The sequence below is a fragment of the Sphingomonas sp. CCH21-G11 genome (assembly GCF_001555965.1).
Taxonomy (GTDB): domain Bacteria; phylum Pseudomonadota; class Alphaproteobacteria; order Sphingomonadales; family Sphingomonadaceae; genus Sphingomonas.
In genome coordinates, this window is record NZ_LSHX01000010.1 from 83,992 (window position 1) to 107,437 (window position 23,446).

Sequence of the window (23,446 nt, forward strand, 5' to 3'; positions counted from 1 at the left end):
AGTGGCGGAGAGGGTGGGATTCGAACCCACGGTACCCGTAAAGGCACAACGGTTTTCGAGACCGTCCCAATCGACCACTCTGGCACCTCTCCGCAGCGAGGAATTCCGCGCATTCCGTCGTAAACGAACCACGCGCCGGTCGATCGAGCGGCGGCGCATAACCGAAAGGTCAGGGGCAGGCAAGCGTGATGCTTGTGTCATCGTCGCCAAAGCCTACATTGCACATATGGTCCAGGAACATTCCCACGCCGACTCCGCCGCGCCGGTCCCACCCATCACGCACGCCCGGTTCGCGATCGGCGATGTCGTGCGCCACCGGATGTTCGATTTCCGCGGCGTGATTTTCGATGTCGATCCCGTGTTCGGCAATACCGAGGAATGGTATCAGTCGATTCCCGAGGATATCCGCCCGCGCAAGGATCAGCCCTTCTACCACATCCTCGCCGAGAACGCGGAATCGAGCTATGTCGCCTATGTCAGCCAGCAGAACCTGGTGACCGACGACAGCGACGAACCGGTCGACCATCCCGCCATCCATGGCCTGTTCGACGATTATGCCAATGGGCGTTATCGACTGAAACGCCTGCATCGCCACTGATCGCGCGCGGCGGCTGCGCCGGCTGGTGACCCCTACGGGACTCGAACCCGTGTTTTCGCCGTGAGAGGGCGACGTCCTGGACCGCTAGACGAAGGGGCCGTCGTGCAGAGGCGGCGAGGTGGCCGTGCCACCGCGCTTTGTCAAGCACCTCCCCTGCCCCGGCGGATCGCACGACCCGGCCGGGGCAGTCGCGATCAGAATTCGAAATCGAGGCGCGAATAGAGGAACCGGCCGTTGAAGCCGAAGGGCGAGAGGCTGGAATAGGGCAGGAAGAAGCTGTTGGCGGTAAACGGCGCGCGTTCCGGCAGACGGTCGGGATAGACATCGAACACATTGTCCGCGCCGACCGTGAAGCGCACGCCCTCATGCACCTTCAGCGTCACCTGGAGGTCGGTCAGCCATTTCGGCGTCAGCGTGAAGTCGGCAGGCGCATCCCCCTTGCCAACGGTGATCGCTCCGGCGCCCGCGGTGAACACCTCGCCGAAGCGGTTGGCGCGGATGACCGCATTGACCGGGCCCAGGCTCCAGTCGAGCGAGAGGTTGAGCTTGTTGCTCGGCTGGCCGTCGGTCAGACGAAAGGATTCGACCCGACCGAAAAGCAGCAGCCCCGGCAATGACGGCAACACCGCGCGATCGATGATCTTGGTGTCGTTATAGTTGTACCCTGCAGTCAGGCGGAAATCGCCAAGCCCGAATTCGGGCAGACGGTAGGTCGCAACCACGTCGATGCCCTGGGTGCGCGTATCGACGCCGTTCACGAAGAAGCGCGCGGAGGTGACGTTGTTGATGCCGGCCGACTGCAGCAGCGCGACCACGGCCGCGCCAGTGAGGTTTTCGGTCAGCGTCACCCGGTCGCGAATGCGGATGTTGTAATAGTCGACGGTCAGCGTGAAGCCGGTGAACGGATCGAGCACGAGGCCACCGCCGAGATTGAGCGACTTTTCCGCGTCGAGGGGTTGCGCGCCCAGCGCCCGCGCAACCGGGCTGGCCACCGGGAACGTGCCGACTTCGATCAGGCCCAGCCCCTGGACGTTATTGGTCGAGGTGGCGGTGAAGAATTGCTGGGACAGGCTCGGCGCGCGGAAGCCGGTCGAGGCGGACCCGCGAATGGCGACACCGGGAACGACTTCCCACCGCCCGGCTGCCTTCAGGTTGAAGGTATCGCCGAAGTCCGAATAATTCTCGTAGCGCGCCGCGAGCTGGAAGGTTAGGTCGGTGATCGGGTCGAAATCGGCTTCGGCATAGACCGCCCAGCTGTCGCGGGTCGCATCGACCGCGTTGGTCGGCTGGAAGCCGGGGAACACCTGGGCCCCGCCCGCCGCGCCGTTGGCGACGAACGGCCCGTTGACATAGCTGGCGAGCTCGCCCTGGCGGATCTTGAAATTCTCGTTGCGATATTCGGCACCGAGCGCGATGCCGAAGCGCTCGAACAGATCAGTGTCGAGCGTGCGCGACAAATCGAGGTTGATCACCGTCTGGCCCGCCGCCAGCCCGCCGGCATCGAACGCACGCGGGCTGACCAGACCGCCGAGCGAGGTGTTGAAGCTGTTCTCGACCCGGTAATTGAGCTCGTCCGAGCCATAGATGACCGACAGGTCGGCCTTGAACCCGCCGACATCGCCGCGGATGCCGATCGCGCCCGAAACGTCCTCGATCTCGCTCGCGATCAGCGGCAGGAAGCCGTCGGGATAGAAGGGGACGAAACTGGTCGTCGACGCCGCGAAGTCGCGGTTGCGCGCGTCGTTCGGCCGGCGGAAGAAGCCGGCGCCGGTGCCGTCGCGGATGCCGTAGGTGCCGAACGCGTAAAGCTCGAACGCGCCCAGCTCGTAGCCGGTATTGACCACGAAGTTGAAATCTTCGGCCTGGCCGTCGCCGAAGCCGTGATTGAAGCGATCGAAGGTCAGCTCGCGCGGGTCGCCGATCGTCGGATATTGCCGGCGCGGGTCGGCGCCCGAACGCTGGGTGCGGTCGCGGTCGCGGAACTGCGCGGTGACGTTGAGGTAGCCGCCCGGCCCGACCGGCACGCCGATATTGGTGGCGATCGTCACCGTGTCGCCGTCATTCCGATCGCGCTCGTCGGTGAAGTCGAGCGCCAGGATGTCGTTCGTGCCGCCGCCCGCGGTGACCACCTGGGGCAGCCCAGTCGGCCCGGTCAGCACGCCATCATAATCGCGCACCCCGTCCATGGTCGTGATGTACTTGCCGTAGGTGACCGAGCCGCGAACGCCGGTGGCGCGGCTGAGCTGAAGGTTGATGACGCCGGCGATCGCGTCCGACCCATATTGTGACGCTGCACCGTCGCGCAGCACTTCGATCCGCTCAATGGCAATGGGGGGAAGCTGGTTGAGGTCGACTGCCGACGACCCGCGCCCGACCGAACCGTTGAGGTTGAGCAGTGCCGCGGAATGGCGACGCTTGCCGTTGACCAGCACCAGCACCTGATCGGGCGACAGGCCGCGCAGCGTGGCGGGCCGCAGCGAATCGGTGCCGTCGGTCAGCGACGGCTGGGGGAAATTGAACGACGGGACGAGCTGGTTGAGCACGCGGTTGGTTTCGGTCGCGCCCGAGCTTTTCAGGCTTTCGCCGCTGATGACGTCGATGGCGACCGGGCTGTCGGTGCTGGTGCGCTGGGCCGCGCGGCTGCCGGTGACGATGATCTCATCGGTCGGTGCTTCCGCCTCCTGCGCGAACGCGCTGGTCGCGGCAGTCATCGCTGTCGAAACGGCAAGGCAAGCGATCGCAAGACGGCGCATGTGATTCCCCTTGAAAGATTTTGGCCGGGACCTCCGACCGTTCCCGACAGCAACTTGCGCAATCGATTCACGTAATAAAAGTGAAACCGGATCGCGCGCCCAAGAAACAATCTTACCGTTGCTGCAATGCAACAGTGACGCAGTGCGAGTGGGGCAGCGACACGGGCGCGGCGACTGTGGCGCCCGATCCGGAAATTTGCAGGCCAGGTCCGCGTGACGTCCAGATCAACGGTTGACTTCGCGCGCGGTCTGACCTAGCTGGCGCGTTCCGTTTCGCGGAGCCGGGCATGCCGGGCTCGTGCGGAGCTGTGCACAATTCAATCGCACGACATAAAGAGAGTTTCAGGATCATGTTCGCAGTCGTACGCACGGGCGGCAAGCAGTATCGCGTTGCCGAGGGTGACAAGATCGTCGTCGAGAAGCTCGACGGCGATGCCGGCGCCACGGTCACGCTGGGCGACGTCCTGCTCGCGGGTGAAGGCAGCGAACTGAAGCCGGTCGCCGGCCTGACGGTCTCGGCGGAAATCATCGCGCAGGCGAAGGGCGAGAAGGTTATCGTCTTCAAGAAGCGCCGCCGCCACAATTACCGCCGCAAGAACGGCCATCGCCAGCAGCACACGATCCTGAAGATCGTCGCGATCGGCGAAGCGAAGAAGAAGGCGGCGAAGGCCAAGAAGGCGGATGCGGCCCCGGTCGAGGCGGAAGCCCCGGCGGCCCAGGCCTGAAACCCAAGCGAGACGAGGAGTATAGGCAATGGCACATAAGAAAGCAGGCGGCTCGTCGCGCAACGGTCGCGATTCGGCAGGCCGCCGTCTTGGCGTGAAGAAGTTCGGCGGACAGGAAGTCGTCGCCGGCAACATCATCGTGCGCCAGCGCGGCACCAAATTCTATCCGGGCACCAATGTCGGCATGGGCAAGGACCACACCCTGTTCGCGCTGACCGACGGCCGCGTCGCCTTCCATGAGGGCCGACTGGGCCGCAAGTTCGCGTCGGTAGAAATGATGGCGGAAGCCGCCGAATAACATCGGGCAACCAACCGGGTTGTCCACCAGGGCGACCCGGTCCCCGCGTCAAGGCGGGGACAACGCACAAGGGAGACGGGTCGCGGCCTGGCTCCCTTTTTTCTTGCTCCCTCAACCCGTTCGTGTCGCATCCCCGTCATCCGCGGGGGGCATGGCACGGCGCAAAAGAGGAGAGTGCCGATGTTCGTGCGTACCCGCAGATTGACGCTGCGTCCCGGCTGGATCGAGGACGCGCCCGAGCTGGCCCAGGCGATCGCGCATTGGGAAGTGATCCGCAATCTGGGCCGTGCGCCCTGGCCCTACGGGCTCGCGGACGCGGAGGCGTTCCTCCGCCAGCCGCGGCGGACCTGCGAGGCCAGCTTCGTGATCCTCGCGCATGAAGGCCCCTGCCCCCGCCTGGTCGGCGGCATCGGCTTCGGTCCCTATGACGATCGTCCGCATGAAATCGGCTATTGGCTGACGCCAAGCGCCTGGGGGCGCGGCTATGCGACCGAGGCGGGCCGTGCAGTGATCGACATCGCCCGCACGCTGCGGGTGCCACGATTGCAGGGCGGCCATCATCTCGACAACCCGGCATCGGGCGCGGTGCTGCGCAAGCTGGGGTTCGTGCCCACCGGCACAGCAATGCGCTATTCGCGCGGCCGCGATGCGGAGGTGCCGTGCGCCGAATATGCGCTGGCGCTCAGTGACGAGGATGATGCGCGAATGGCGGCGTGAGGCGGTTCATGAGGTCCGCCCGACGCCCAAGCGGATCGCGCGGGTCAAGCGACCCCATATAGCTGCCGGCTGACCTTATCGTCACCCCGGCCCTGTGCAGGGGTCCACCGTGCCGCAAGGCCCCGTCGCACGCCAGTCGGTACCGAGCCAAGGCGCGGGGCAAGGGGAGCGCGACGATGATCCGCCAGTGCGGGTTGCGCGGTGGACCCCGGCACGAGGCCGGGGTGACGAGGAAAGAGTGGCTGGGTTTCCGGACAATCGCCAGTCCCGGTCAACCTCTATGCCGCCGCCAGCTCCGGCGTCGGCTGCCCAAGCCGCGCGGCTTCATAGTCGCTGTCGGCCAGCGCGATCAGCTTGCGGTCGTCATGGTTCCACGGGTGGAAGCCCGGCATGAAATAGGCGAACCATGCGCCCAGCACCTTGCGCGCCATGCCGGGGCGGCCAAAGGCATAGCGGAACACCCGCCATTTGACGCCTGCACCAGTCAGACCGTCCTGCGCGAGCAGGTCGAGCATGCCCTCGGTACGGCCGCGAAAAAACTTGATCGTCGCCATCACCATCACCAACGACTTGACCCACCAGCGGCGGAAGCGCGGCCAGTCTCGGGTCGCGTGCAACCAGGTGTCATAGGCCACGCCCTTGTGCTCGATCTCCTCGATCGCGTGCCAGCGCCACAGCGCGGCGGCTTCCGGATCGGCGCCGGCGAGATGGCGGGGATTGGCGATCAGCTGGTGCGCGATGATCGCGGTGAAATGTTCGAGGGCCATCGTCGCGGCGAGATTGGCGATTGGCGGGCGCCCCTTGGTGATGGCCAGTTCGCGGTCGACCCGCGCTTCGAGACGCGACACGTCATAACCCTGGTCGGTGACGTGGCGGTTGAACGCGACATGCTCGCGGGTGTGGATAACCTCCTGCTTCACGAACGCATTGATCTCGCGCTCAAGCCGGGGCGGTGTGCCGTCGCGGAACTTGCGCACGCTGTCGATGAAAAAGCCCTCGCCCTTGGGAAAGGTGACCGACAGCGCGTTGTAAAACGCGGTGGCGACGGGGTCGTCGCCATGCCACCACCGGCGGACGTTCGTATTGCGCCCAAAGCGCCGGTCGCGCGGACGGATTTCCAGGTCTGCCGGAGTCTTTGCGTTCATCACGCTTTTCCTTCACTAATCCGATACCCGCAATATCTGGCCATTACTTACACTGATGTCAATAGCCCGCCGCCGTCTCACGCCCGAGGAATCCCGTGACGCCGCGCTCGATGCTGCGCGCACGCTGCTGATCGAAATGGGACCGCAGGCCGTGACACTGAAAGCGGTGGCATCGCGGATCGGGCGCACCCATGCCAATCTCCTTCATCATTTCGGCTCGGCGTCGGGGCTGCAAAAGGCGCTGATCGCGCACCTCGCCGACACGATCACGACGCGGATCGGCGCGGCGGCGATGAAGGCGCGGGAGGGCGATCACGATCCGCGCGAAGTGGTCGACCTGACCTTCGACGCGTTCGACCGCGAGGGGGCGGGCGCACTTGCGAGCTGGATGATTCTCTCGGGCAACGAGGACGCGCTCGATCCGATCCTGGAGGCGATCCACCGGCTGGTCGACGAGCTCGCCGCCGATTCCCATTTCGCCGAGCAGCATTCGATCCATGAGGAGACGTTGCAGCTTGTGCTGATGGCGCTGGGCGACGCGCTGCTCGGCGGCCCGATGGCGCGCGCGCTCGGCCTGCCGCGCGAAAAGGCGCGCGAGCTGGCGGCCGTCGCACTGATGCGCTCGCGACATCCGGATCATCAGGTCTAGGCCTACGTCGCCCCGGCGAAGGCCGGGGCCTCTGGCCAATTACGGTGTGCCCGGATTTCACATAGGTCCCGGCCTCCGCCGGGACGACGCCGTGGCCCCTATCGCCAAACGCGGCAACGGTTTACACGCCCGCTCATGCATTTCCTCGATCAAGCCAAGATTTTCGTGCGGTCCGGCGCGGGCGGCCCCGGTGCGGTCAGTTTTCGGCGTGAAAAGTTCATCGAATATGGCGGCCCCGACGGCGGCGACGGCGGCAAGGGCGGCGACATCGTGTTCGAAGCGGTCGCGGGCCTCAACACGCTGATCGACTTTCGCTACACCCAGCATTTCCGCGCCCCGCGCGGCAAGGGCGGATCGGGATCGAACAAGACCGGCGCGGGCGGCAACGATCTGGTCATCAAGGTGCCGGTGGGTACGCAGATCCTGGCCGATGACGAGGATCGCACGCTGCTGGCCGACCTGACCCGGGTGGGCGAGCGCATCGTGTTCCTGCGCGGCGGCGATGGCGGCCGCGGCAATGCGAGCTACAAGACCAGCACCAACCGCGCGCCGCGCCAGCACGGTACCGGCTGGCCGAGCGAGGAAGCGTGGGTGTGGCTGCGGCTCAAGCTGCTGGCCGATGCGGGACTGGTCGGCCTGCCCAATGCCGGCAAATCGACCTTCATCAACCAGGTGACCAACGCCCAGGCCAAGGTCGGCGAATATGCGTTTACCACGACCCGGCCCCAGCTGGGCGTGGTGCGACACAAGGGTTCGGAATTCGTCATCGCCGACATTCCCGGCCTGATCGAGGGTGCCGCCGAGGGTGCCGGCATCGGCGACCGGTTCCTCGGGCATATCGAACGCTGCCGGGTGCTGCTCCACCTGGTCGACGCCAATGACGAAAGCGTGGCGGAAAGCTATCGCATCGTCCGCGACGAGCTTGCGAATTACGGCGAGGGCCTGGTCGACAAGCCGGTGGTGGTCGCGCTCAACAAGATCGACACGCTCGACGACGAACTAATCGCCGCACTGTCCGCCGAGCTGGAAGAAGCGAGCGGCGGCGAAGTCATCCCGATTTCCGGGGTCAGCGGCACCGGCGTCGACTGGGTGCTCGACAAGCTGCTCGAAATCATCGGCCCCGAACCGGGCAAGGTCGCCGAGGATGACGAGGGCGAAGACGCCATCGAGTGGTCGCCGGTCTAAAGCGGCACCGCCCCATCATTACCAAAATTCCGTTCGTTTCGAGCGTCGTCGAGCAAGGTCTTGATTAGGCCCGACGTGTCTCGACTTCGTTCGACACGAACGGATCAAGCTGCGGATGAGTCGTTCCGGTCACCCAGCTGTCGGCGCGCAACCGCCATCGCGGCCAGCACCCCCGCGCCGAACACCGCGCCTTCCAGCGTCGATGTCAACGCGTTGCTGAGCGGGCCGAAGCCGGTATCGCCGAGTGGCCCGGTGATCCGCGCCGGGTCGAGCCGCGCCGCGGGAAAGCGTGCCGCCATTTCGGCCAGGCTGCCCGCCATCAAACGCCCACCGAGCAGCGCGATGAGGAGCCCCCCCACCCCTCCCGCAGCAGCACCGGAGGCCATTGCGCGCCGCCACGACGCCGTGCGGGCCGTCCAGGCGCCAAGCCCCAGCGCCGCGCCGATCATCACACCCTCGCCCGCGCCGGCGATCGCGCCCGGGCTTTGGCCGATCAGCAGCTGAAACGCGTCCATGCCGAGCAGCTTGGCGAGCCCGCCGATGATCAGTCCTCCGCCCGCGCCGCCCGCAACCCAGGCCCAAAGCGGGCGATGCGCGGATATGGCCAGCGCAAGGCCGAACCCGACGCCGGCGCCGCCCGCCGCCCCGACCAGAATGCAGGCGCTGACCAGCACGAGCAGCACCGACAAGGCACCGGTGCCGGGCGCAAGCGGCAGCGACGCGGCGATCAGGCCATAGCCCAGCCCTCCGGTCATGCCGGCAAGGCCACCGCCAACCATGCCCGCCGCACCCAGCCGCACCGCCCGCGTCCAGCGATCCTCACCCTGGCGGGCCTGCACCGGCGCAGCTTCCCCGGCACCTTCGATCCGATCGACCGAGGCAACGAAGCGATAGCCATGCTTCGGCACGGTCTCGATACAGCGCGGGTTGGCGGCATCGTCCTCCAGCACCCGCCGCAATGTGCGCACGCACTGGGTCAGCGCCTCATCGGTGACGGGCACGCCGCGCCAGACCTCGGCCATGAAGCGGTCTTTGCTGACCAGATTGCCCGCCTCGCAGACCAGCAGCAGCAACGCGTCGAAATACCGACCGCTGAGCGCCAAATCGTCCCCGCCGCGCGACAGGCGCCGCTCGCGCGGATCGACCAGAAACTCGCCAAAGCGGAACCGCGTCGTCATTTTTCAGCGCGATCTCATCGCTTGCTCATGCCGCTCATCGCGCATTGCCCTAGCCGCTTGCAGGTCAACATGCACGGAGGAAACGAAATGACGCAAGCAAACGGTCGGGCGCGCGGTCGCGTGAATATCTGGCGGCTGGTCGGCTGGGGCGGTGCAGCGGGCCTGTTGCTGCTCCCGCTCGTCGCGATGCAGTTCACCCGCGAAGTCGACTGGACGCTCAGCGACTTCATCATCATGGGCATCCTGATCGGCGGCATCGGCCTGCTGATCGAGGCGGCGATGCGCGCCAGCGGCAATGCCAGCTATCGCATCGGGGCGATCGTGATGATGATCGGCTGCTTCATGCTGATCTGGGTCAATCTGGCCGTCGGCATCATCGGTGCCGAAGGCGGGCCGAACATCCTCTACGCGCTCGTCCCCACCGTGCTCGCGGCCGGCGGCATCATCGGCCGCTTTCGCGCACACGGCATGTGCCGGGCACTTGTCGCCGCGATTATGGTTCAGGTGGTCATCGGCGCGGTCGCGGTGGCGATGGGCTGGGGCAAAGATACGCCGATCTGGCCGCGCGATATTATCGGCGGGACGGTGATCTTCACGGTCGTCTGGGGCACCGCGGCTGCGCTGTTCGCGCGCGCCGCGCGCATGGAACGCGCCACAGGCTGACAGTGGGGGCCGGGCGCGCTAGACGCGGCGGTCATGCCGTTGTTCGCGCCCGCCGACTGCCCCCGCCTGATCGTGAAGATCGGGTCGGCGCTGCTCGTCGATGCCGATGGCGTGCGGCGCGACTGGTTGGCCGGCATCGCCGCGGACATTGCCGATCGTGTGCGCGCGGGCCAGCAGGTTGCGGTCGTCTCGTCGGGCGCGATCGCGCTCGGCGCGCGGCGACTTGGGCTGGCAAAGGGCGGCCGCGCCAGCCTGGAGGACGCGCAGGCCGCCGCCGCCACCGGACAGATCGCGCTGAGCCAGGTCTGGGCGGAGGTGCTCGGCGCACAGGGGCTGATCGCGGCGCAGATGCTGGTGACGCTCGACGACCTCGAGGACCGGCGGCGCTACCTCAACGCGTCCGCGACGCTCGACCGGCTGCTGGCGCTGAATGTCGTGCCGGTCATCAACGAGAATGACAGCGTCGCCACCGCCGAAATCCGTTTCGGAGACAATGACCGCCTGGCTGCGCGCGTCGCCCAGGCGGCGGGCGCGACCGGCATCATCCTGCTGTCCGACATTGACGGCCTGTATGATCGCAACCCCGATCTACCCGGCGCAATGCATATCCCGCAGGTCGAGCGGATCGACGCCGCGATCGCGGCGATGGCGGATCGCGGGTCGGCGAGCGGCATGGGATCGGGCGGCATGGTATCGAAGATCGAGGCGGCCCGGATCGCCTGTGGGGCCGGCGTGGCGCTCGTGATCGCGTCTGGACGTGTCGACCGCCCCCTCTCGACGGCCGCGCGCCACACGCTGTTCGTCCCCGAAAAGCGCACGCGCGCCCGCAAGGCCTGGCTGGCCGGACGACTGACCGCGCGCGGCACCATCGTCGTCGACGCGGGTGCAGCCCAAGCCCTCGCCGCGGGCCGCAGCCTGCTCGCCGCCGGCGCGATCGCGGTGCACGGCGCTTTTTTCCGCGGCGACGCGGTGACGATCGAGGGTCCGGCAGGTCCGATCGCACGCGGCCTGAGCGAATATGATGCGCGCGAGGCGCTGAAGCTGCTTGGCCGGCGTAGCGAGGAGCATGGCGAGATCCTGGGCTATGCGCCGCGATCGGCGCTGGTCCATCGCAGCCACATGGTCCTGTTGTGACGCGCATGCTCGCGATCACCGGCGGCACGGGCTTTGTCGGCAAGCGGCTGATCGATCGCGCGCTGGCGGACGGGCATCACGTCCGCGCACTCACCCGGCGCCCGCAACCCGCGCGCGCGGGCGTGACCTGGATCGCGGGCGCGCTCGACGACCCCGACGGCCTGGCCGGGCTGGTTGCAGGTGTGGACGCGGTCATCCACGTCGCCGGCGTCGTCAATGCACCCGACCGGGCGGGGTTCGTCGCGGGCAATGTCGACGGGACGCGCGCGATGGTTGCCGCCACCGAAGCCGCCGGCGTGCGCCGCTTCGTCCATGTCTCCTCCCTGTCGGCGCGTGAGCCCGCGCTGTCGATCTATGGCTGGTCGAAGGCGGAGGGCGAGCGGATCGTGGCGACGAGCACGCTCGACTGGGTGGTTGTACGCCCGCCCGCAATCTATGGCCCGGGCGACCTGGAGATGCTCGAAATGTTTCGCCTCGCCCGGCGCGGGGTCGTGCCGCTGCCCCCGCCCGGGCGCTTTTCGGCGATCCATGTCGACGACCTCGCCCGGCTGCTGCTCGTACTCGTCGCCAGCGGCGATGCCGGCATGGTGCTGGAACCCGATGACGGGCGCGCGGGCGCATGGACGCATGTCGACTTCGCGCGCGCGCTGGGGCGTGCGGTGGGCCAGCCCGTGTTGCCGCTGTCGCTGCCGCGGGGTGTGCTGGCGATCGCGGCGCGCCTCGCGCGGCGGTTTCAGGGGGATCGCGCCAAGCTGACCCCCGACCGGGTCGCCTATTTCTGCCACCCGGACTGGGCGGCTTCCGCCGATCGGCGCCCGCCCGCGCAGCTGTGGCAGCCGGCGATTGCGACCGAACAGGGACTGGCCGAAACCGCGCGATGGTATCGCGCGAACGGCCTGCTATAAGCGCGCACCATTTAGGCCGAAAAGCCGCCGCATTTTGCGCGCAGGGCAAAAGCCAGTCACCATGAGGATCAAGATGAGCGATCGTGCCGCCACATTCGACACCGTCACCCGGCTGGTCGAGCCCTTCAACAAAAAGGGCGTCGCGTTGAGCGAGACCACGACGTTCGCCGGCGACCTGGAGTGGGACAGCCTGACCGTGATGGATTTCGTCGCGTCGATCGAGGACGAGTTCGACATCATCATCACCATGAACATGCAGGCGGAAATCGAAACCGTCGGCCAGCTGGTCGATGCGGTCGAAAAGCTGAAAAGCGCCTGACGCCCCGCCGCGTAACCGCCCATCACACGGACCCCCAAGCCATGACCGAAGCCGCCGCCACCGCCCACGCGATCCCCGAGGAGATCGCCACGCTCGCGCCCGAACGCGATCTGTTCAGCAAGTTCGACGCGCTGATTGCCGAACGCCAGGCGCTGCTGGATTCGGGCGTGCGCGATCCGTTCGCGATCGTGATGGATCAGGTCACCTCCCCCACCCAGGCGGTGATCCGGGGCAGAGAAACCATCCTGCTCGGCACCTACAACTATATGGGCATGACGTTCGACCCCGACGTCATCGCCGCGGGCAAGGCTGCGCTCGAACAGTTCGGATCGGGCACCAACGGCAGCCGGATGCTCAACGGCACGTTCCGCGATCATGTCGATGCGGAGGAAGCGTTGAAGGAATTCTATGGCGCCGATCACGCCATGGTTTTCTCGACCGGCTATCAGGCCAATCTGGGCATCATTTCGACGATTGCGGGCAAGGGCGAGTATATCATCCTCGATGCCGACAGCCACGCGTCGATCTATGACGGCTGCGCCATGGGCAACGCGGAGATCGTCCGCTTCCGCCACAATTCGGTGGAGGATCTCGACAAGCGGCTGGGTCGCCTGCCCGCGGAGCCGGGCAAGCTCGTGGTGCTCGAGGGCGTCTATTCGATGCTCGGCGACATCGCGCCGCTGAAGGAAATGGTCGCGGTCGCGCGCAAGCACGGCGCGATGGTCCTCGTCGACGAAGCGCATTCGATGGGCTTTTACGGCGCGCATGGCCGTGGGGTGTACGAGGCGGAGGGTCTGACGCTCGACGATGACGTCGATTTCGTCATCGGCACCTTCTCTAAGTCGGTCGGGACCGTCGGCGGCTTCTGCGTGTCGAACCATCCCAAGTTCGAGGTCATGCGGCTGGCCTGTCGCCCCTATATCTTCACCGCATCGCTGCCGCCGTCGGTGGTTGCGACCGCCGCGACGTCAATCCGCAAGCTGATGCACGCGACCGCGAAGCGCGAGCGGCTCTGGGTCAATGTGCGGCGGCTTCACGCGGGGCTGGTCGCGCTGGGCTTCGAGCTGGGCACCGTGCAACCGGATAGCGCGATCGTCGCTGTGATCCTGAAGGATCAGCAGCAAGCGGTGATGATGTGGCAGGCAATGCTCGAAAGCGGCGTCTATGTGAACATGGCGCGCCCGCCCGCGACGCCCGCCGGCACGTTCCTGCTGCGCTGCTCGCTGTGCGCCGAACACAGTACCGCTCAGATCGAGACGGTGCTCGGACGCTTCGCGCAGGCGGGGCGCGCGGTCGGCGCCATCGCCTGACAGGCTGCAGCGACCGGCATCACCCACCCCCAGATGGGGATTTGCTTTGCAGGCCGGCCGGGAAAGGCTAGCTTGCGCGCATGACGATGTTCGTCACAGGGGACCAGGGCATTGGGGAGCAGCTCAAATCGGGCTGGCGCACCGTCCTGCTGGTCGTCATCGGCATCCTCGGCATATTGGTAATCGCCGGCTTCGCCTTCACCCTGACCCAGTCGAACCGCGCGCGCGACCGCGCACTGGGCCTGCAATCGGGCAGCTACGAACTGATGATCCGTGCGCGCAGCCTGTCCGCCAGCGTCGCGCGGGCGGAGGCGGCGCTCGGGCGCTACGTGATCAGCGGCGACAATACGCTCGGCGTCATCTATAATGATGCGTGGCGCGACGCCAGTTTCCAGCTCGACCGGTTCGCGCGCGAGGCCGGGCGTAACCCCGCCCAGCGCCAGGTGATCCGCGACCTGCGCAGCGCGTTCATCGCGCGCGGTAACGAGCTGTCCGAAATCGCGCTGCACACGCGTTACAAGCAGAACGATCAGGCGCTGTCGAAATACTACCAAGCGCGCGACACCGCCAGTCTGGCCGCGATCGGCAGGCTGCTCGACCGGGTCATCGCAATCGAACGCCGCCAGCTCGCCCAGCGCACCTTCGCGGCGGAGGCGACGCTCGATCGTTCGGCGCAGGTCGCGAGCGCGCTTGCGGGCTTCGGGCTTCTCCTCCTGGTCGGCACGGCCGTGCTCGGCTGGCTGGTCGTCAAGGCGGTCGGCGATCGCGCCACGGCGGCCGCCGAAGCGGAGATGGCCCGCATCCGTGCAATCGAGCTGGAGGAAGCCGTCGAAGCCGCGACCGACCAGTTGCGCCAGGAAGCGCGCGAGCGCGCCCAGGCCGAAGCCAAGTTGCGCCAGATGCAAAAGATGGAGGCGGTCGGCCAGCTGACGGGTGGTATTGCACATGATTTCAACAATATGCTTGCCGTTGTTCTCGGCGGGCTTGAGTTGGCGCAGCGCCATATCGCGTCGGGCGCGACCGATGTGTCACGGCATATCGATAATGCGATGGAGGGCGCCAATCGCGCCGCCGCGCTGACCCGCCGGTTGCTCGCCTTTGCCCGCGCCGAACCCCTGTTGCCCCAGGCGGTCGAGGCGCGCGACATCATCGACAACATGAGCGACCTGCTCGATCGCACGCTCGGCGACCAGATCGAGGTCACGGTGCGCGACATGGGGCGCGGGTGGTGCGTGTGGGTCGACCGGCACCAGCTCGAAAGCACGATCCTGAACCTCGCGGTCAATGCACGCGATGCGATGGATGCGCGCGGCGCGCTGACCATCACCACCGGTGGGCGCACGCTTGCGCCGCACGAGGTCGGCACCCTCGATGCGGGTGACTATGTCACGATCGAGGTCCGCGACACCGGCTGCGGCATGACGCAGGACGTGATCGACCGCGTGTTCGAGCCGTTCTTTACCACCAAGCCGGTCGGCAAGGGCACGGGCCTGGGCCTGTCCCAGATCTTCGGCTTCGTCCGGCAATCGGGGGGCGATGTCGGCATCGATTCGACCCCGGGCGTCGGCACGGCGGTCACGCTGTATCTGCCGCGCCATCGCCAGTCGGGCGAAGCGGCCGGTCAGTCGGCACCGCCCCCCCGGCCCGCCGAGATCGCAGCCAATCAGGACAGTCTGGAAAGCCTCGACATCCTGGTGGTGGAGGACGACCCCCGCGTGCTCGAAGCCACCTGCGCGGCGCTGGTCGAGCTGGGCCATCGCCCGGTGCGGTGCGACGACCCGCTAGACGCGGGCCGGGTCGCGGCGGGGATGGAGCGGCTCGACCTCATCATTTCCGACGTGCTGATGCCGGCCGAAACCGGGCCGGAGATGATCCAGCGACTGCGGCCGTTGCTGCCGGGCGTCGGCGTTGTGTTCGTGACCGGCTATGCCGGCGATGCCGACGATCTGGTGGAGTTCGGCGACGCCCCGGTGCTGCGCAAGCCCTTCACGATCTCGGCGCTCTCCCACGCCCTGGCGAAGGGGGTCGCGGCATCGTCCATGGCCAGCGCGCCACGGCCGGTCGGCGCTCGAATTCGGGGCTGACGCCGCCCCACAAGCTGACTATAGCCGGCGCCACGCCGTCCGCCGAGAGGTCAACCCGTCCCCGCGATGCAAGCAATCGACCGATATATGGCCAGGCTGATCGCGGTGCCGCTTTTCTCGACGCTGCTCATCTCCGCGATGCTGCTGGTGCTCGACCGGATGCTGCGGCTCTTCGATTTCGTCGCGAGCGAAGGCGGGCCGGTCAGCGTCGTGTGGCGGATGCTGGCCAACCTGCTGCCCGAATATCTGGGGCTCGGCATCCCGATCGGCCTGCTGCTCGGCACGCTGCTCGCCTTTCGACGGCTGGCAACGACGTCCGAACTCGACGTGCTGCGCGCGGTCGGCATGGGGTATGGCCGGTTGCTGCGGGTGCCTTACCTCTTCGCGATCGGGCTGGCGGGACTGAACCTGGCGATCGTCGGCTTCGTGCAACCGCTTGCGCGCTTCAACTATGAGGAGCTGCGCTTCGAGCTGCGATCGGGTGCGCTTGGCGCGTCGATCAAGGTCGGCGAATTCACTCGGCTTGGCGCGAACATGACGCTGCGGATCGAGGAAAGCCGCAACCGCGGGTCCGACCTGTCGGGCATCTTCGTGCGCGCGGCGCAACCCGACGGCAGCTGGCTGGCGGTAACGGCGGAGACGGGGCAGTTCCTGGCGACCGACGATCCCGACGTCATCCTGTTCCGGTTGACCGACGGAACGCTCGTCCACAACGCGCCGGGCTTTGCGCAGCCCCGGGTGCTCACCTTCACCTCGCACGACCTGCCGATCGACCTGCCGAAATTCGGCGCGTTCCGCATGCGCGGGGGCCGCAACCTCGAACTCACCCTGCCCGAACTGGTCAAGCAGGGCGGTGATTCATCCAAGCCGAAAATGACGCGCGACGAAAGCCGCGCCAACCTTCATTTCCGCCTGGTCGAGGTCGCGACGATCTTCCTGCTCCCGCTGCTCGCGCTTGCGCTGGGCGTGCCGCCCAAGCGGTCGACATCGGCGCTGGGGGTCTTTCTGTCGATCATCATCATCGTCACCTATCACAAGGTGAACGAATATGGCGAAGCGATCGGCGCGCTCGGCCGGGTCGATCCGATCATCGCATTGTGGGGGCCGTTCCTTCTGTTCGCGGGGCTCGTCTTCTGGATGTATTATGTCATCGCCTATGTACCCGGCGGCCAGCCGATCGGTGCGCTCGAGCGTGTCTTCTCACGGGCGGTGAAGGCGCTGGCGCGCTACCTGCCCGGCCGGCGTCAGCCGGCATGATCGATATCCGGGCACCGCGATGAACCAGCTCAACCTTTTCCCCTCGCGAACGGTCGCCTGGTACATGGCGCGGATGTTCCTGACCCGGACGCTCGCGGTCCTGTTCATGCTCGTCCTCGTTCTGCAGACCCTCGACCTGCTGAGCGAGTCGGGCAAGGTGCTGGCCTATCCGGGCAACGGCAACGCCGAAATCTGGCGCTATGTCGGCCTGCGCACGCCGCAGATCATCGCGCGCTTCCTGCCCTTCTCGGTGCTGCTGGGCACGATCATCACCCTGTCCACGCTCAATCAGAACAGCGAGATCGTCTCGCTCAAGGCCGCGGGGCTGTCCGCGCATCAGGTGCTGGCACCGCTGATCGTCGCCGCGCTGGGCGTGGCCGCGGTGTCATTCATCTTCAACGAACGCATCGTCACGCGCGCGACCGCGACGCTGGCGCAGTGGGAGGATGTCGATTTCGGACCCATCCCGATCGATCGCGGCGATCGGACCAATGTGTGGGTGCGCGATGCCGACGACCTGATCCGCGTCGGTCAGGTGCGCGGGCGCGGGGACGCGGCGGTGCTGAACGACATCACCGTCTATGAGCGCGGCAACGGGTCGCTGCGCACGCTGCTCAACGTTCCGCGCGCAGTGCGCGACGGCGCGGGATGGCGCGGCGACAATGCGACGCGCTTCGATGTCGACAGCGGCACCAGCACGCGGCTTGGCCGGGTGCGTTTCGCCGAGGGGGTTCGTCCCGACCAGTTCGCGCTGGCGACCGTGAATGCGGACGGCATGTCGTTCATGGGACTGAGCGAGGCGATCGACGACCTCGACGCCGCCGGCCGACCGACCGCCGCGCTGGAGGGCGGGTTGTGGCACAAATTGTCCGGGCCGCTGTCGTCGATCCTGATGCCGCTGCTCGGCGCGGTCGCCGCGTTCGGCATCGCGCGGTCGGGCAAGCTGTTTGTGCGCGCGGTGATCGGCATGGCGCTGGGCTTTGCCTATTTCGTCGCCGACAATTTCGCGCTGGCGATGGGCAATCTGGGTGCCTATCCGCCCTTCCTGGCGGCGTGGGCGCCGTTCCTGCTGTTCCTGTTGATCGGCGAGGCGGTACTGATCCGCACCGAGGAATAGGGCGTCAGCGCGTGCGCGACACGCGCAGCGTCGATGCCGCCAGCCGCTGGAGGAGACCGGTCAGGCTGCGATAATTGGCTGCATGATAGGGCGAGTGCGCCGCCAGCGCCGTCGCGAGACGACGGTGCGCGGTGCCCAGTGCATGATAGGGCAGACCGGGCAGCAGGTGATGCAGCGCGTGATAGCGCAGGCCAACCGGCGCCCACAGGAACGGCAGCACCCCCGGCGGCGGCACGTTGACCGAATCCAGATACTGGGCGGTGACGCTCATCGGCTCGCCCTCGTTTTCCCACAGATGCGCGACGAGCGTGCGGACCTGATTGATGACCGCGGCGGTCGACAGGATGCCCAGAAAAATGAGGAATGCGCGCAGCGGTACGATCCCGGTTGCGACCGCCGCGATCAGCGCGATCGACCACACGCTGGTCGCCGCCGCCTGCCAGCGCCACAGGCTGCGCGCCTCGCCCTCCGGCTCCCGCCGGCGGAAGGCGGGGTTGATCGCGAGCGCCGAGAACCGGGTGACAAGCACGTCACGGAAACGCGGAAACAACGCCGCGATCGGCGTCAGCACCGCAAAGCGGAACATCAGCGAAATGGGGGCCAGTGCTGCGACCAGCAGGAACAGCGGCAGGCTGTACGGCTTCATCCGCGCCAGCGGCAGATATTCGGGGTCGTCGGCCGTGCCATAGCGCGTTCGCGCATGATGGAGATTGTGCACCCCTTCGTACATGAAGGACGGGACGAACAGCGGAACGCCGATCAACGCGTTCCAGCCGAGCCGAAATCCGGGCAGCGACGAATGCTTCACATGGCTGAGCTCGTGGATGAAGCTTTCGGCGCGGTAGAGCGCGAACACCGCAATCGCGCCGGCGGCGATCGCCCAGACGGGCGACGCCAGCAGGATCGCGCCGGCAAGCCCCGCATAACCGATGGCGGCCGATACGATCAAATCGGTCCAGTAGATGGCGGGCCGTGGCGCATGCAGATCGCGCGTCAATTCGGCCGCGGTGCGCAACATCGCCTTGTCATCCGCGACACGCACGGTCGTCGCACGGCTGTCGGTCGCCGCGCGGGGCATGTCGCGGCGGTCAAGGGTCAGGCTGGTCGTCATTGGCGCGCTCATTGCCCGAAGATAATGGCAACACGGTGGCATTACAGCCCCCGCCCCTGCAGTGCTTGACAGCGAAGCCACAACTGCGGACGTGAACGGCAACGCATCAGGGGAATTCGAGCCTTGGCAACACATCCGGTCACCGTCCGCCCGGTCGTCACCGCGCGCGACCGCACGGCCTTTATCGATCTCGCCTACCGGTTGAACGCGGACGATCCGAACTGGGTCGCACCGCTGAGGCAAGAGGTCGTCGAACGGATCACGCCCAGCAAGAACGCCTGGTTCAGCCATGGCGAGGCGCAGCTGTTCCTGGCTGAACGCGGATCCCGGGTGGTCGGCCGGATCAGCGCGCACATCGATCACCTCGCGCTCACCATGCCGCCCGAAAAGGGCTTTGGCCCCGGAACCGGCTTCTGGGGCTTGTTCGAGGCCGAGGACGCGGAGGTGACGGCGGCGCTGATCGATACGGCAGAGGGCTGGTTGCGCGGACGCGGCCTCAACCGGGCGGTCGGGCCCGTCAGCCTGTCGATCTGGGAGGAGCCGGGCCTGCTGATCCAGGGATATGATCATCCCCCCACCGTGATGATGGGGCATCATCGCGCCGAATATCGCGGCTGGATCGAGGCGCGCGGCTATCTGCCGGCCAAGCGACTGGTGACCTATGAGCTCGATATCAGTCGTGAATTTCCACCCCTGATCCAGCGGATCGTCGCCGCGGGCGAAAAGAGCTCGAAAATCCGCGTTCGATGCGTCGACAAGTCGCGCTTTGCCGAGGAAGCGGCCATCATCCTCGGCATCCTGAACGACGCATGGTCGGACAATTGGGGCTTCGTGCCGCTCACGCCGCCCGAAGTCGAGGAGGTCGGCCGGAAGCTGAAGCCGATCGTGTTCAACGAACTGATCCGCATCGCCGAGGTCGACGGCGAGCCGGTTGCGTTCATGATCACGCTGCCTGACCTCAACGAACCGTTGAAGCCATTGAGGGGGCGGCTGTTTCCGTTCGGCTGGGCCAAGCTGTTGCTGTGGCTGCGCGCGCCCAAGTCGCGCACGATGCGCGTGCCGCTGATGGGCGTGGTGAAGCGCCTGCAATCCTCACGGCTTGCAAGCCAGCTCGCCTTCATGATGATCGAATATATCCGTCGCGATGCTTCGACCAAGTTCGGTGCGACACGCGGTGAGATCGGCTGGATCCTGGACGATAATCAGGGCATGATTGCGATCGCCGATGCGATCGAAAGCCGGATCAACCGCATCTATCAGATATATGCGCGCGCGCTCTGAACCGGGGCGCGGGCCGTCCGACAAAAGAAAGGGCATGGCGTGACCGAAAGTCGCGCCATGCCCGAGTTTACCGCATTGACCATGGGGTCAGCCGATGCGGAGAAACCGTCGATCGAGCCGGATCGACCTTATTTCAGGTCGACCAGCGGGTCGTAGCCTTCGCGCTCGATCCATTGGGCGCGCGTCGCGCAAACCTTGCGCTTGATCCGCGAGCCGGTCGTGTCGACCATCACGCAATATTTGGGTTCGGACGCCGCCTGCGCGGCGGTGTCGACCGGGGCGGAAGCCTTGGTCTCGGCGGCGGCCGGACCGATGGCGACAGTGGCCAGCGCGCCGAACGAAGCGGCGGCGATCGCGCGAGCGATGCGGTTCATGAAATCCTCCTGTATCCCTCCGCAGGCGGGGGCTGCCTGCTCCACACACATTGCATTGGCCATGCCAACTTATAGAATTGTTCTGATTCAAACACTTAGTCGGTGTGTTACTGGTGCAGTTCACCAAGTCGCGGGATTTTCTCCCGCAATGTCGCACCCCGCACCATTCAGGCTCCGGAAAGCATCGGCGCGAGTCGTGAGTCGCCCGCTGTCGGGGCAGTGGGGGAATTAGCGCAGGCGGACCCAGGTCGGCGCGTGATCGCTAGCCTTTTCCCGCCCGCGATGCGCCTTGTCGACGCCGGCATCGACGAACCGGTCGGCGGCCGGGGGACTGAGCAGCAGATGATCGATACGAAAGCCCGCGTCGCGCTGCCACGCGCCGGCTTGATAGTCCCAGAATGTCCATGGCCCGCCGCCCGGATGGCGCGTGCGCAGGCTGTCGGTCCAGCCCTGCGTAAGCAGCCGGCGATAGGCCCGCCGCGACTCCGGCTGCATCAGCGCGTCATCGGCCATCGCGCGCACCGAAAACACGTCGTCGTCATTGGGAATGACGTTGTAATCCCCGGCGAGCACGACCGGCTGCTCGGTCGCGAGCAAGTCGGCGGCACGGGCGGCCAGGCGATCGAACCAGCGCAGCTTATAGTCGAATTTGGGGCCCGGCACCGGGTTGCCGTTGGGCAGGTAGATCGACGCGATGACGAGGCCATCGACCTCGGCTTCGAGATAGCGGCTCTGATCGTCCGCGTCGTCACCCGCCAGCCCGCGCTGACGCTCGACCGGCTCGCGCCCGTGCGCGAGAATGGCGACGCCGTTGAACCCCTTTTGTCCGTGCCAAATCGCGCCGTAGCCGAGCGCGCCAATCTCCTCGGCGGGAAACCCCTCATCCGCGGTCTTCAGCTCCTGAAGGCAGACGATGTCGGGGCGCTCCTCGTCCAGATATTCAAGCAGACGCGGCAACCGGGCGCGGATGCCATTCACATTGTAGCTGACGATCTTCACGACGCGCGGGCGCCGTCAGACGGAAAAGCTGGTGCCGCAGCCACAGCCCGACGCCGCATTGGGATTTTCGACGCGGAACGCTGCGCCGCCGAGCGATTCGACATAATCGACCGCCGCCCCGCGGACGAGGTCGATGCTGACCGGATCGACGACCAGCGTCGCGTCCGCGCCAACCGCCACCACGTCATCAGGCTCCGCCGCATCGGCCAGCCCAAAGCGGTATTGAAAGCCCGAACAGCCGCCACCCTCAACCGACAGCCGCAGGATGGCGGGCTTGCCCTGGCGCTGTGCGATCGCGGCAACGCGCGCCGCAGCGGCGTCGGTCAGGCGGATTTCTGCGGTGTCGGTGGCCATGCTCATACGCCCGAACATAGGTGGGCGGGACCCGCGCGGCAATGCGTCGTCGGACGCGAGGGTTCAGTTCGCCGGGCCGCCGATCGAGCCCGCCTGGCGGCTGCGCAGGGCCCGGTCCTGGAGCGCGAGCAGATGGTCGCCGCTGCGCAGGTAGGGAATCGGGTCCACCGCCGCGCCGTCGATGCGCACTTCGTAATGCAGGTGACTGCCGGTCGAACGGCCGGTCGATCCCATCAGGCCGATGATCTGGCCGCGCCGCACGCGCGTATTGGGGCGAACCATCAGCTTCGACAAATGGCCGTAGCGGGTGGCGATCCCCTTGCCATGGTTGATTTCGATCATGTTGCCATAGCCGCCCGAACGCTCGGACTTGGCAACGATGCCGTCGGCGGTGGCATAGATCGGGGTGCCCAACGGGCCGGGGATGTCGATACCCGAATGCATCGCGGCAGTGCCGCGGAACGGGTCGGAACGAACCCCGAAATTGCTGGTGAGCGTCAGGTCCTCGACCGGCTGCAGCGACGGGATCGCGATCACCGCTTCCTCGAGCGTGTCGAGCTTCTTCCAGCTCTGGAACAGCGAGCGGAACTGCGCCTCGGCATCGGCTTCGGTCGCCGAGGTACCGGCCGGTGCGGCCACCGCTTCAAACGGGCCGCCCATCGCGCCGTTCAGGCGTTCGGGGCGAATGCCCATCCGGCGCAACTGCTGGGCGGTCGCCTGATAACGTGCCTCGATCGCGGCGCGGGCCTTGGCGGCATAAGCGACCTGGCGGGCCTCGACCCGACGGAGCGGCGCGGTCACCTCGGCCGAAATCCGGCTGACCCGCACGTCTCCGCCCGCCTCGGGCAGTTCAACGCTGTCCGGATCGACCTCGCCCGAAAGCGCCGCCGCGATCACCGCCTGGCGCTTCTCGACCCGCGCGGCGTGCGCGCGTGCCTGCCGCTTCGCGGCCTGGACGTCGGCTTCGAGCGCGGCGACTTCGGCTTCCATGCGCCGCAACCTTGCTTCGGGCGAAACGTCGGCGATGAGCCCGGTGGCGGTCACCGCATGATAGCCGGCCTGCGCGGCGCCGTAGGAGGAAAAAGCGATGGTGACCGCGGCGACCCCCGCCATCACCGCCTGGCTGGCCGCGCCCAATCGGATACGGCGAAGTGCGCGCCCGTCATGGAACATCACATCGCGCGGCACGAAAAGCTTGCGGAACTTCTCGACCATCTTCGCGTTCGGATTTCGCACGGTGGGCAGATGCTTGGCAGTTGCTGGCTTGATCTTCTTCAAATCCACGACTCC

Annotated in this window: 23 protein-coding genes and 2 tRNA genes; 15 read left to right on the plus strand and 10 right to left on the minus strand. The window is 66.8% G+C overall.

The genetic code is table 11. The annotated features are described in order from the left end of the window. Positions 1-2: 2 nt before the first annotated feature. Positions 3-92: transfer RNA gene (locus tag AX676_RS01895), tRNA-Ser, on the minus strand. A gap of 134 nt (positions 93-226) precedes the next feature. On the opposite strand from AX676_RS01895, the gene hspQ reads away from it, so the two are divergent. Next, complete coding sequence (gene hspQ, locus AX676_RS01900; protein WP_066482486.1) at positions 227-598, plus strand: heat shock protein HspQ; 372 nt, start codon at positions 227-229, stop codon at positions 596-598. A 23-nt stretch (positions 599-621) separates the two neighbouring features. On the opposite strand, the gene AX676_RS01905 is transcribed toward hspQ, so the two are convergent. Both AX676_RS01905 and AX676_RS01910 read right to left on the minus strand, forming a co-directional pair. Beyond that, positions 622-697 (minus strand) — tRNA-Glu (locus tag AX676_RS01905). A 95-nt stretch (positions 698-792) separates the two neighbouring features. Beyond that, positions 793-3,351: a TonB-dependent receptor plug domain-containing protein gene (locus AX676_RS01910; protein ID WP_082730951.1), complete on the minus strand. Its 2,559-nt coding sequence runs from the start codon at positions 3,349-3,351 to the stop codon at positions 793-795. A gap of 350 nt (positions 3,352-3,701) precedes the next feature. Between AX676_RS01910 and rplU the strand changes: the two genes are divergently transcribed. The 3 genes from rplU to AX676_RS01925 all read left to right on the plus strand — a co-directional run bounded on the left by rplU (position 3,702) and on the right by AX676_RS01925 (position 5,091). Then, positions 3,702-4,076, plus strand: a complete 375-nt coding sequence (gene rplU / locus AX676_RS01915; protein WP_066482490.1) for a 50S ribosomal protein L21 — start codon at positions 3,702-3,704, stop codon at positions 4,074-4,076. A 28-nt stretch (positions 4,077-4,104) separates the two neighbouring features. Beyond that, positions 4,105-4,374, plus strand: a complete 270-nt coding sequence (gene rpmA, locus AX676_RS01920) for a 50S ribosomal protein L27 (RefSeq protein WP_066482492.1) — start codon at positions 4,105-4,107, stop codon at positions 4,372-4,374. 180 nt (positions 4,375-4,554) lie between these two features. Continuing rightward, positions 4,555-5,091: a GNAT family N-acetyltransferase gene (locus AX676_RS01925; protein WP_156437831.1), complete on the plus strand. Its 537-nt coding sequence runs from the start codon at positions 4,555-4,557 to the stop codon at positions 5,089-5,091. Between the two features lie 278 nt (positions 5,092-5,369). On the opposite strand, the gene AX676_RS01930 is transcribed toward AX676_RS01925, so the two are convergent. Next, positions 5,370-6,236: a metal-dependent hydrolase gene (locus AX676_RS01930; protein WP_066482495.1), complete on the minus strand. Its 867-nt coding sequence runs from the start codon at positions 6,234-6,236 to the stop codon at positions 5,370-5,372. A 55-nt stretch (positions 6,237-6,291) separates the two neighbouring features. Between AX676_RS01930 and AX676_RS01935 the strand changes: the two genes are divergently transcribed. After that, positions 6,292-6,885 (plus strand): TetR/AcrR family transcriptional regulator, encoded by a 594-nt coding sequence (locus AX676_RS01935; RefSeq protein WP_066482500.1) that lies wholly within the window; start codon positions 6,292-6,294, stop codon positions 6,883-6,885. A 135-nt stretch (positions 6,886-7,020) separates the two neighbouring features. Continuing rightward, positions 7,021-8,070 carry a GTPase ObgE gene (gene obgE / locus AX676_RS01940; RefSeq protein WP_066482502.1) on the plus strand — a complete coding sequence of 350 codons (1,050 nt, stop codon included), beginning with the start codon at positions 7,021-7,023 and terminating at the stop codon, positions 8,068-8,070. 104 nt (positions 8,071-8,174) lie between these two features. Here the strand turns inward: obgE and AX676_RS01945 are convergent, their stop codons facing one another. Next, positions 8,175-9,248, minus strand: coding sequence for a winged helix-turn-helix domain-containing protein (locus AX676_RS01945; protein ID WP_066482503.1), 1,074 nt, complete (start codon positions 9,246-9,248; stop codon positions 8,175-8,177). A gap of 87 nt (positions 9,249-9,335) precedes the next feature. On the opposite strand from AX676_RS01945, the gene AX676_RS01950 reads away from it, so the two are divergent. The 8 genes from AX676_RS01950 to lptG all read left to right on the plus strand — a co-directional run bounded on the left by AX676_RS01950 (position 9,336) and on the right by lptG (position 18,037). Continuing rightward, positions 9,336-9,911: a hypothetical protein gene (locus tag AX676_RS01950; protein WP_156437832.1), complete on the plus strand. Its 576-nt coding sequence runs from the start codon at positions 9,336-9,338 to the stop codon at positions 9,909-9,911. Between the two features lie 33 nt (positions 9,912-9,944). Continuing rightward, a complete protein-coding gene (gene proB / locus AX676_RS01955) occupies positions 9,945-11,045 on the plus strand; it encodes a glutamate 5-kinase (RefSeq protein WP_066482506.1) in 1,101 nt (366 codons plus the stop codon). 5 nt (positions 11,046-11,050) lie between these two features. Next, positions 11,051-11,950: an SDR family oxidoreductase gene (locus AX676_RS01960; protein WP_066482802.1), complete on the plus strand. Its 900-nt coding sequence runs from the start codon at positions 11,051-11,053 to the stop codon at positions 11,948-11,950. 73 nt (positions 11,951-12,023) lie between these two features. Next, entirely contained in the window at positions 12,024-12,269 is a 246-nt protein-coding gene (locus AX676_RS01965) for an acyl carrier protein (RefSeq protein WP_066482804.1), read from the plus strand. Between the two features lie 41 nt (positions 12,270-12,310). Continuing rightward, positions 12,311-13,579 carry a serine palmitoyltransferase gene (gene spt / locus AX676_RS01970; RefSeq protein WP_066482507.1) on the plus strand — a complete coding sequence of 423 codons (1,269 nt, stop codon included), beginning with the start codon at positions 12,311-12,313 and terminating at the stop codon, positions 13,577-13,579. An 80-nt stretch (positions 13,580-13,659) separates the two neighbouring features. Next, a complete protein-coding gene (locus AX676_RS01975) occupies positions 13,660-15,663 on the plus strand; it encodes an ATP-binding protein (RefSeq protein ID WP_156437833.1) in 2,004 nt (667 codons plus the stop codon). A gap of 66 nt (positions 15,664-15,729) precedes the next feature. Next, positions 15,730-16,920: an LPS export ABC transporter permease LptF gene (gene lptF, locus AX676_RS01980; protein ID WP_197417179.1), complete on the plus strand. Its 1,191-nt coding sequence runs from the start codon at positions 15,730-15,732 to the stop codon at positions 16,918-16,920. 19 nt (positions 16,921-16,939) lie between these two features. Then, a complete protein-coding gene (gene lptG / locus AX676_RS01985; RefSeq protein ID WP_066482511.1) occupies positions 16,940-18,037 on the plus strand; it encodes an LPS export ABC transporter permease LptG in 1,098 nt (365 codons plus the stop codon). A 4-nt stretch (positions 18,038-18,041) separates the two neighbouring features. On the opposite strand, the gene AX676_RS01990 is transcribed toward lptG, so the two are convergent. Further along, positions 18,042-19,148 (minus strand): fatty acid desaturase family protein, encoded by a 1,107-nt coding sequence (locus tag AX676_RS01990; RefSeq protein WP_066482515.1) that lies wholly within the window; start codon positions 19,146-19,148, stop codon positions 18,042-18,044. 123 nt (positions 19,149-19,271) lie between these two features. On the opposite strand from AX676_RS01990, the gene AX676_RS01995 reads away from it, so the two are divergent. Further along, positions 19,272-20,429 (plus strand): hypothetical protein, encoded by a 1,158-nt coding sequence (locus AX676_RS01995; RefSeq protein ID WP_066482517.1) that lies wholly within the window; start codon positions 19,272-19,274, stop codon positions 20,427-20,429. A gap of 128 nt (positions 20,430-20,557) precedes the next feature. Here AX676_RS01995 and AX676_RS02000 read toward each other — a convergent pair whose 3' ends face one another. The 4 genes from AX676_RS02000 to AX676_RS02015 all read right to left on the minus strand — a co-directional run bounded on the left by AX676_RS02000 (position 20,558) and on the right by AX676_RS02015 (position 23,434). Further along, positions 20,558-20,803 carry a hypothetical protein gene (locus AX676_RS02000; protein ID WP_066482520.1) on the minus strand — a complete coding sequence of 82 codons (246 nt, stop codon included), beginning with the start codon at positions 20,801-20,803 and terminating at the stop codon, positions 20,558-20,560. 228 nt (positions 20,804-21,031) lie between these two features. Continuing rightward, complete coding sequence (xth, locus tag AX676_RS02005) at positions 21,032-21,802, minus strand: exodeoxyribonuclease III (RefSeq protein WP_066482522.1); 771 nt, start codon at positions 21,800-21,802, stop codon at positions 21,032-21,034. Positions 21,803-21,817: 15 nt separating this feature from the next. Further along, a complete protein-coding gene (erpA, locus tag AX676_RS02010) occupies positions 21,818-22,156 on the minus strand; it encodes an iron-sulfur cluster insertion protein ErpA (RefSeq protein WP_066482809.1) in 339 nt (112 codons plus the stop codon). Positions 22,157-22,219: 63 nt separating this feature from the next. Beyond that, positions 22,220-23,434 carry a M23 family metallopeptidase gene (locus tag AX676_RS02015; RefSeq protein ID WP_231726532.1) on the minus strand — a complete coding sequence of 405 codons (1,215 nt, stop codon included), beginning with the start codon at positions 23,432-23,434 and terminating at the stop codon, positions 22,220-22,222. Positions 23,435-23,446: the final 12 nt, after the last annotated feature.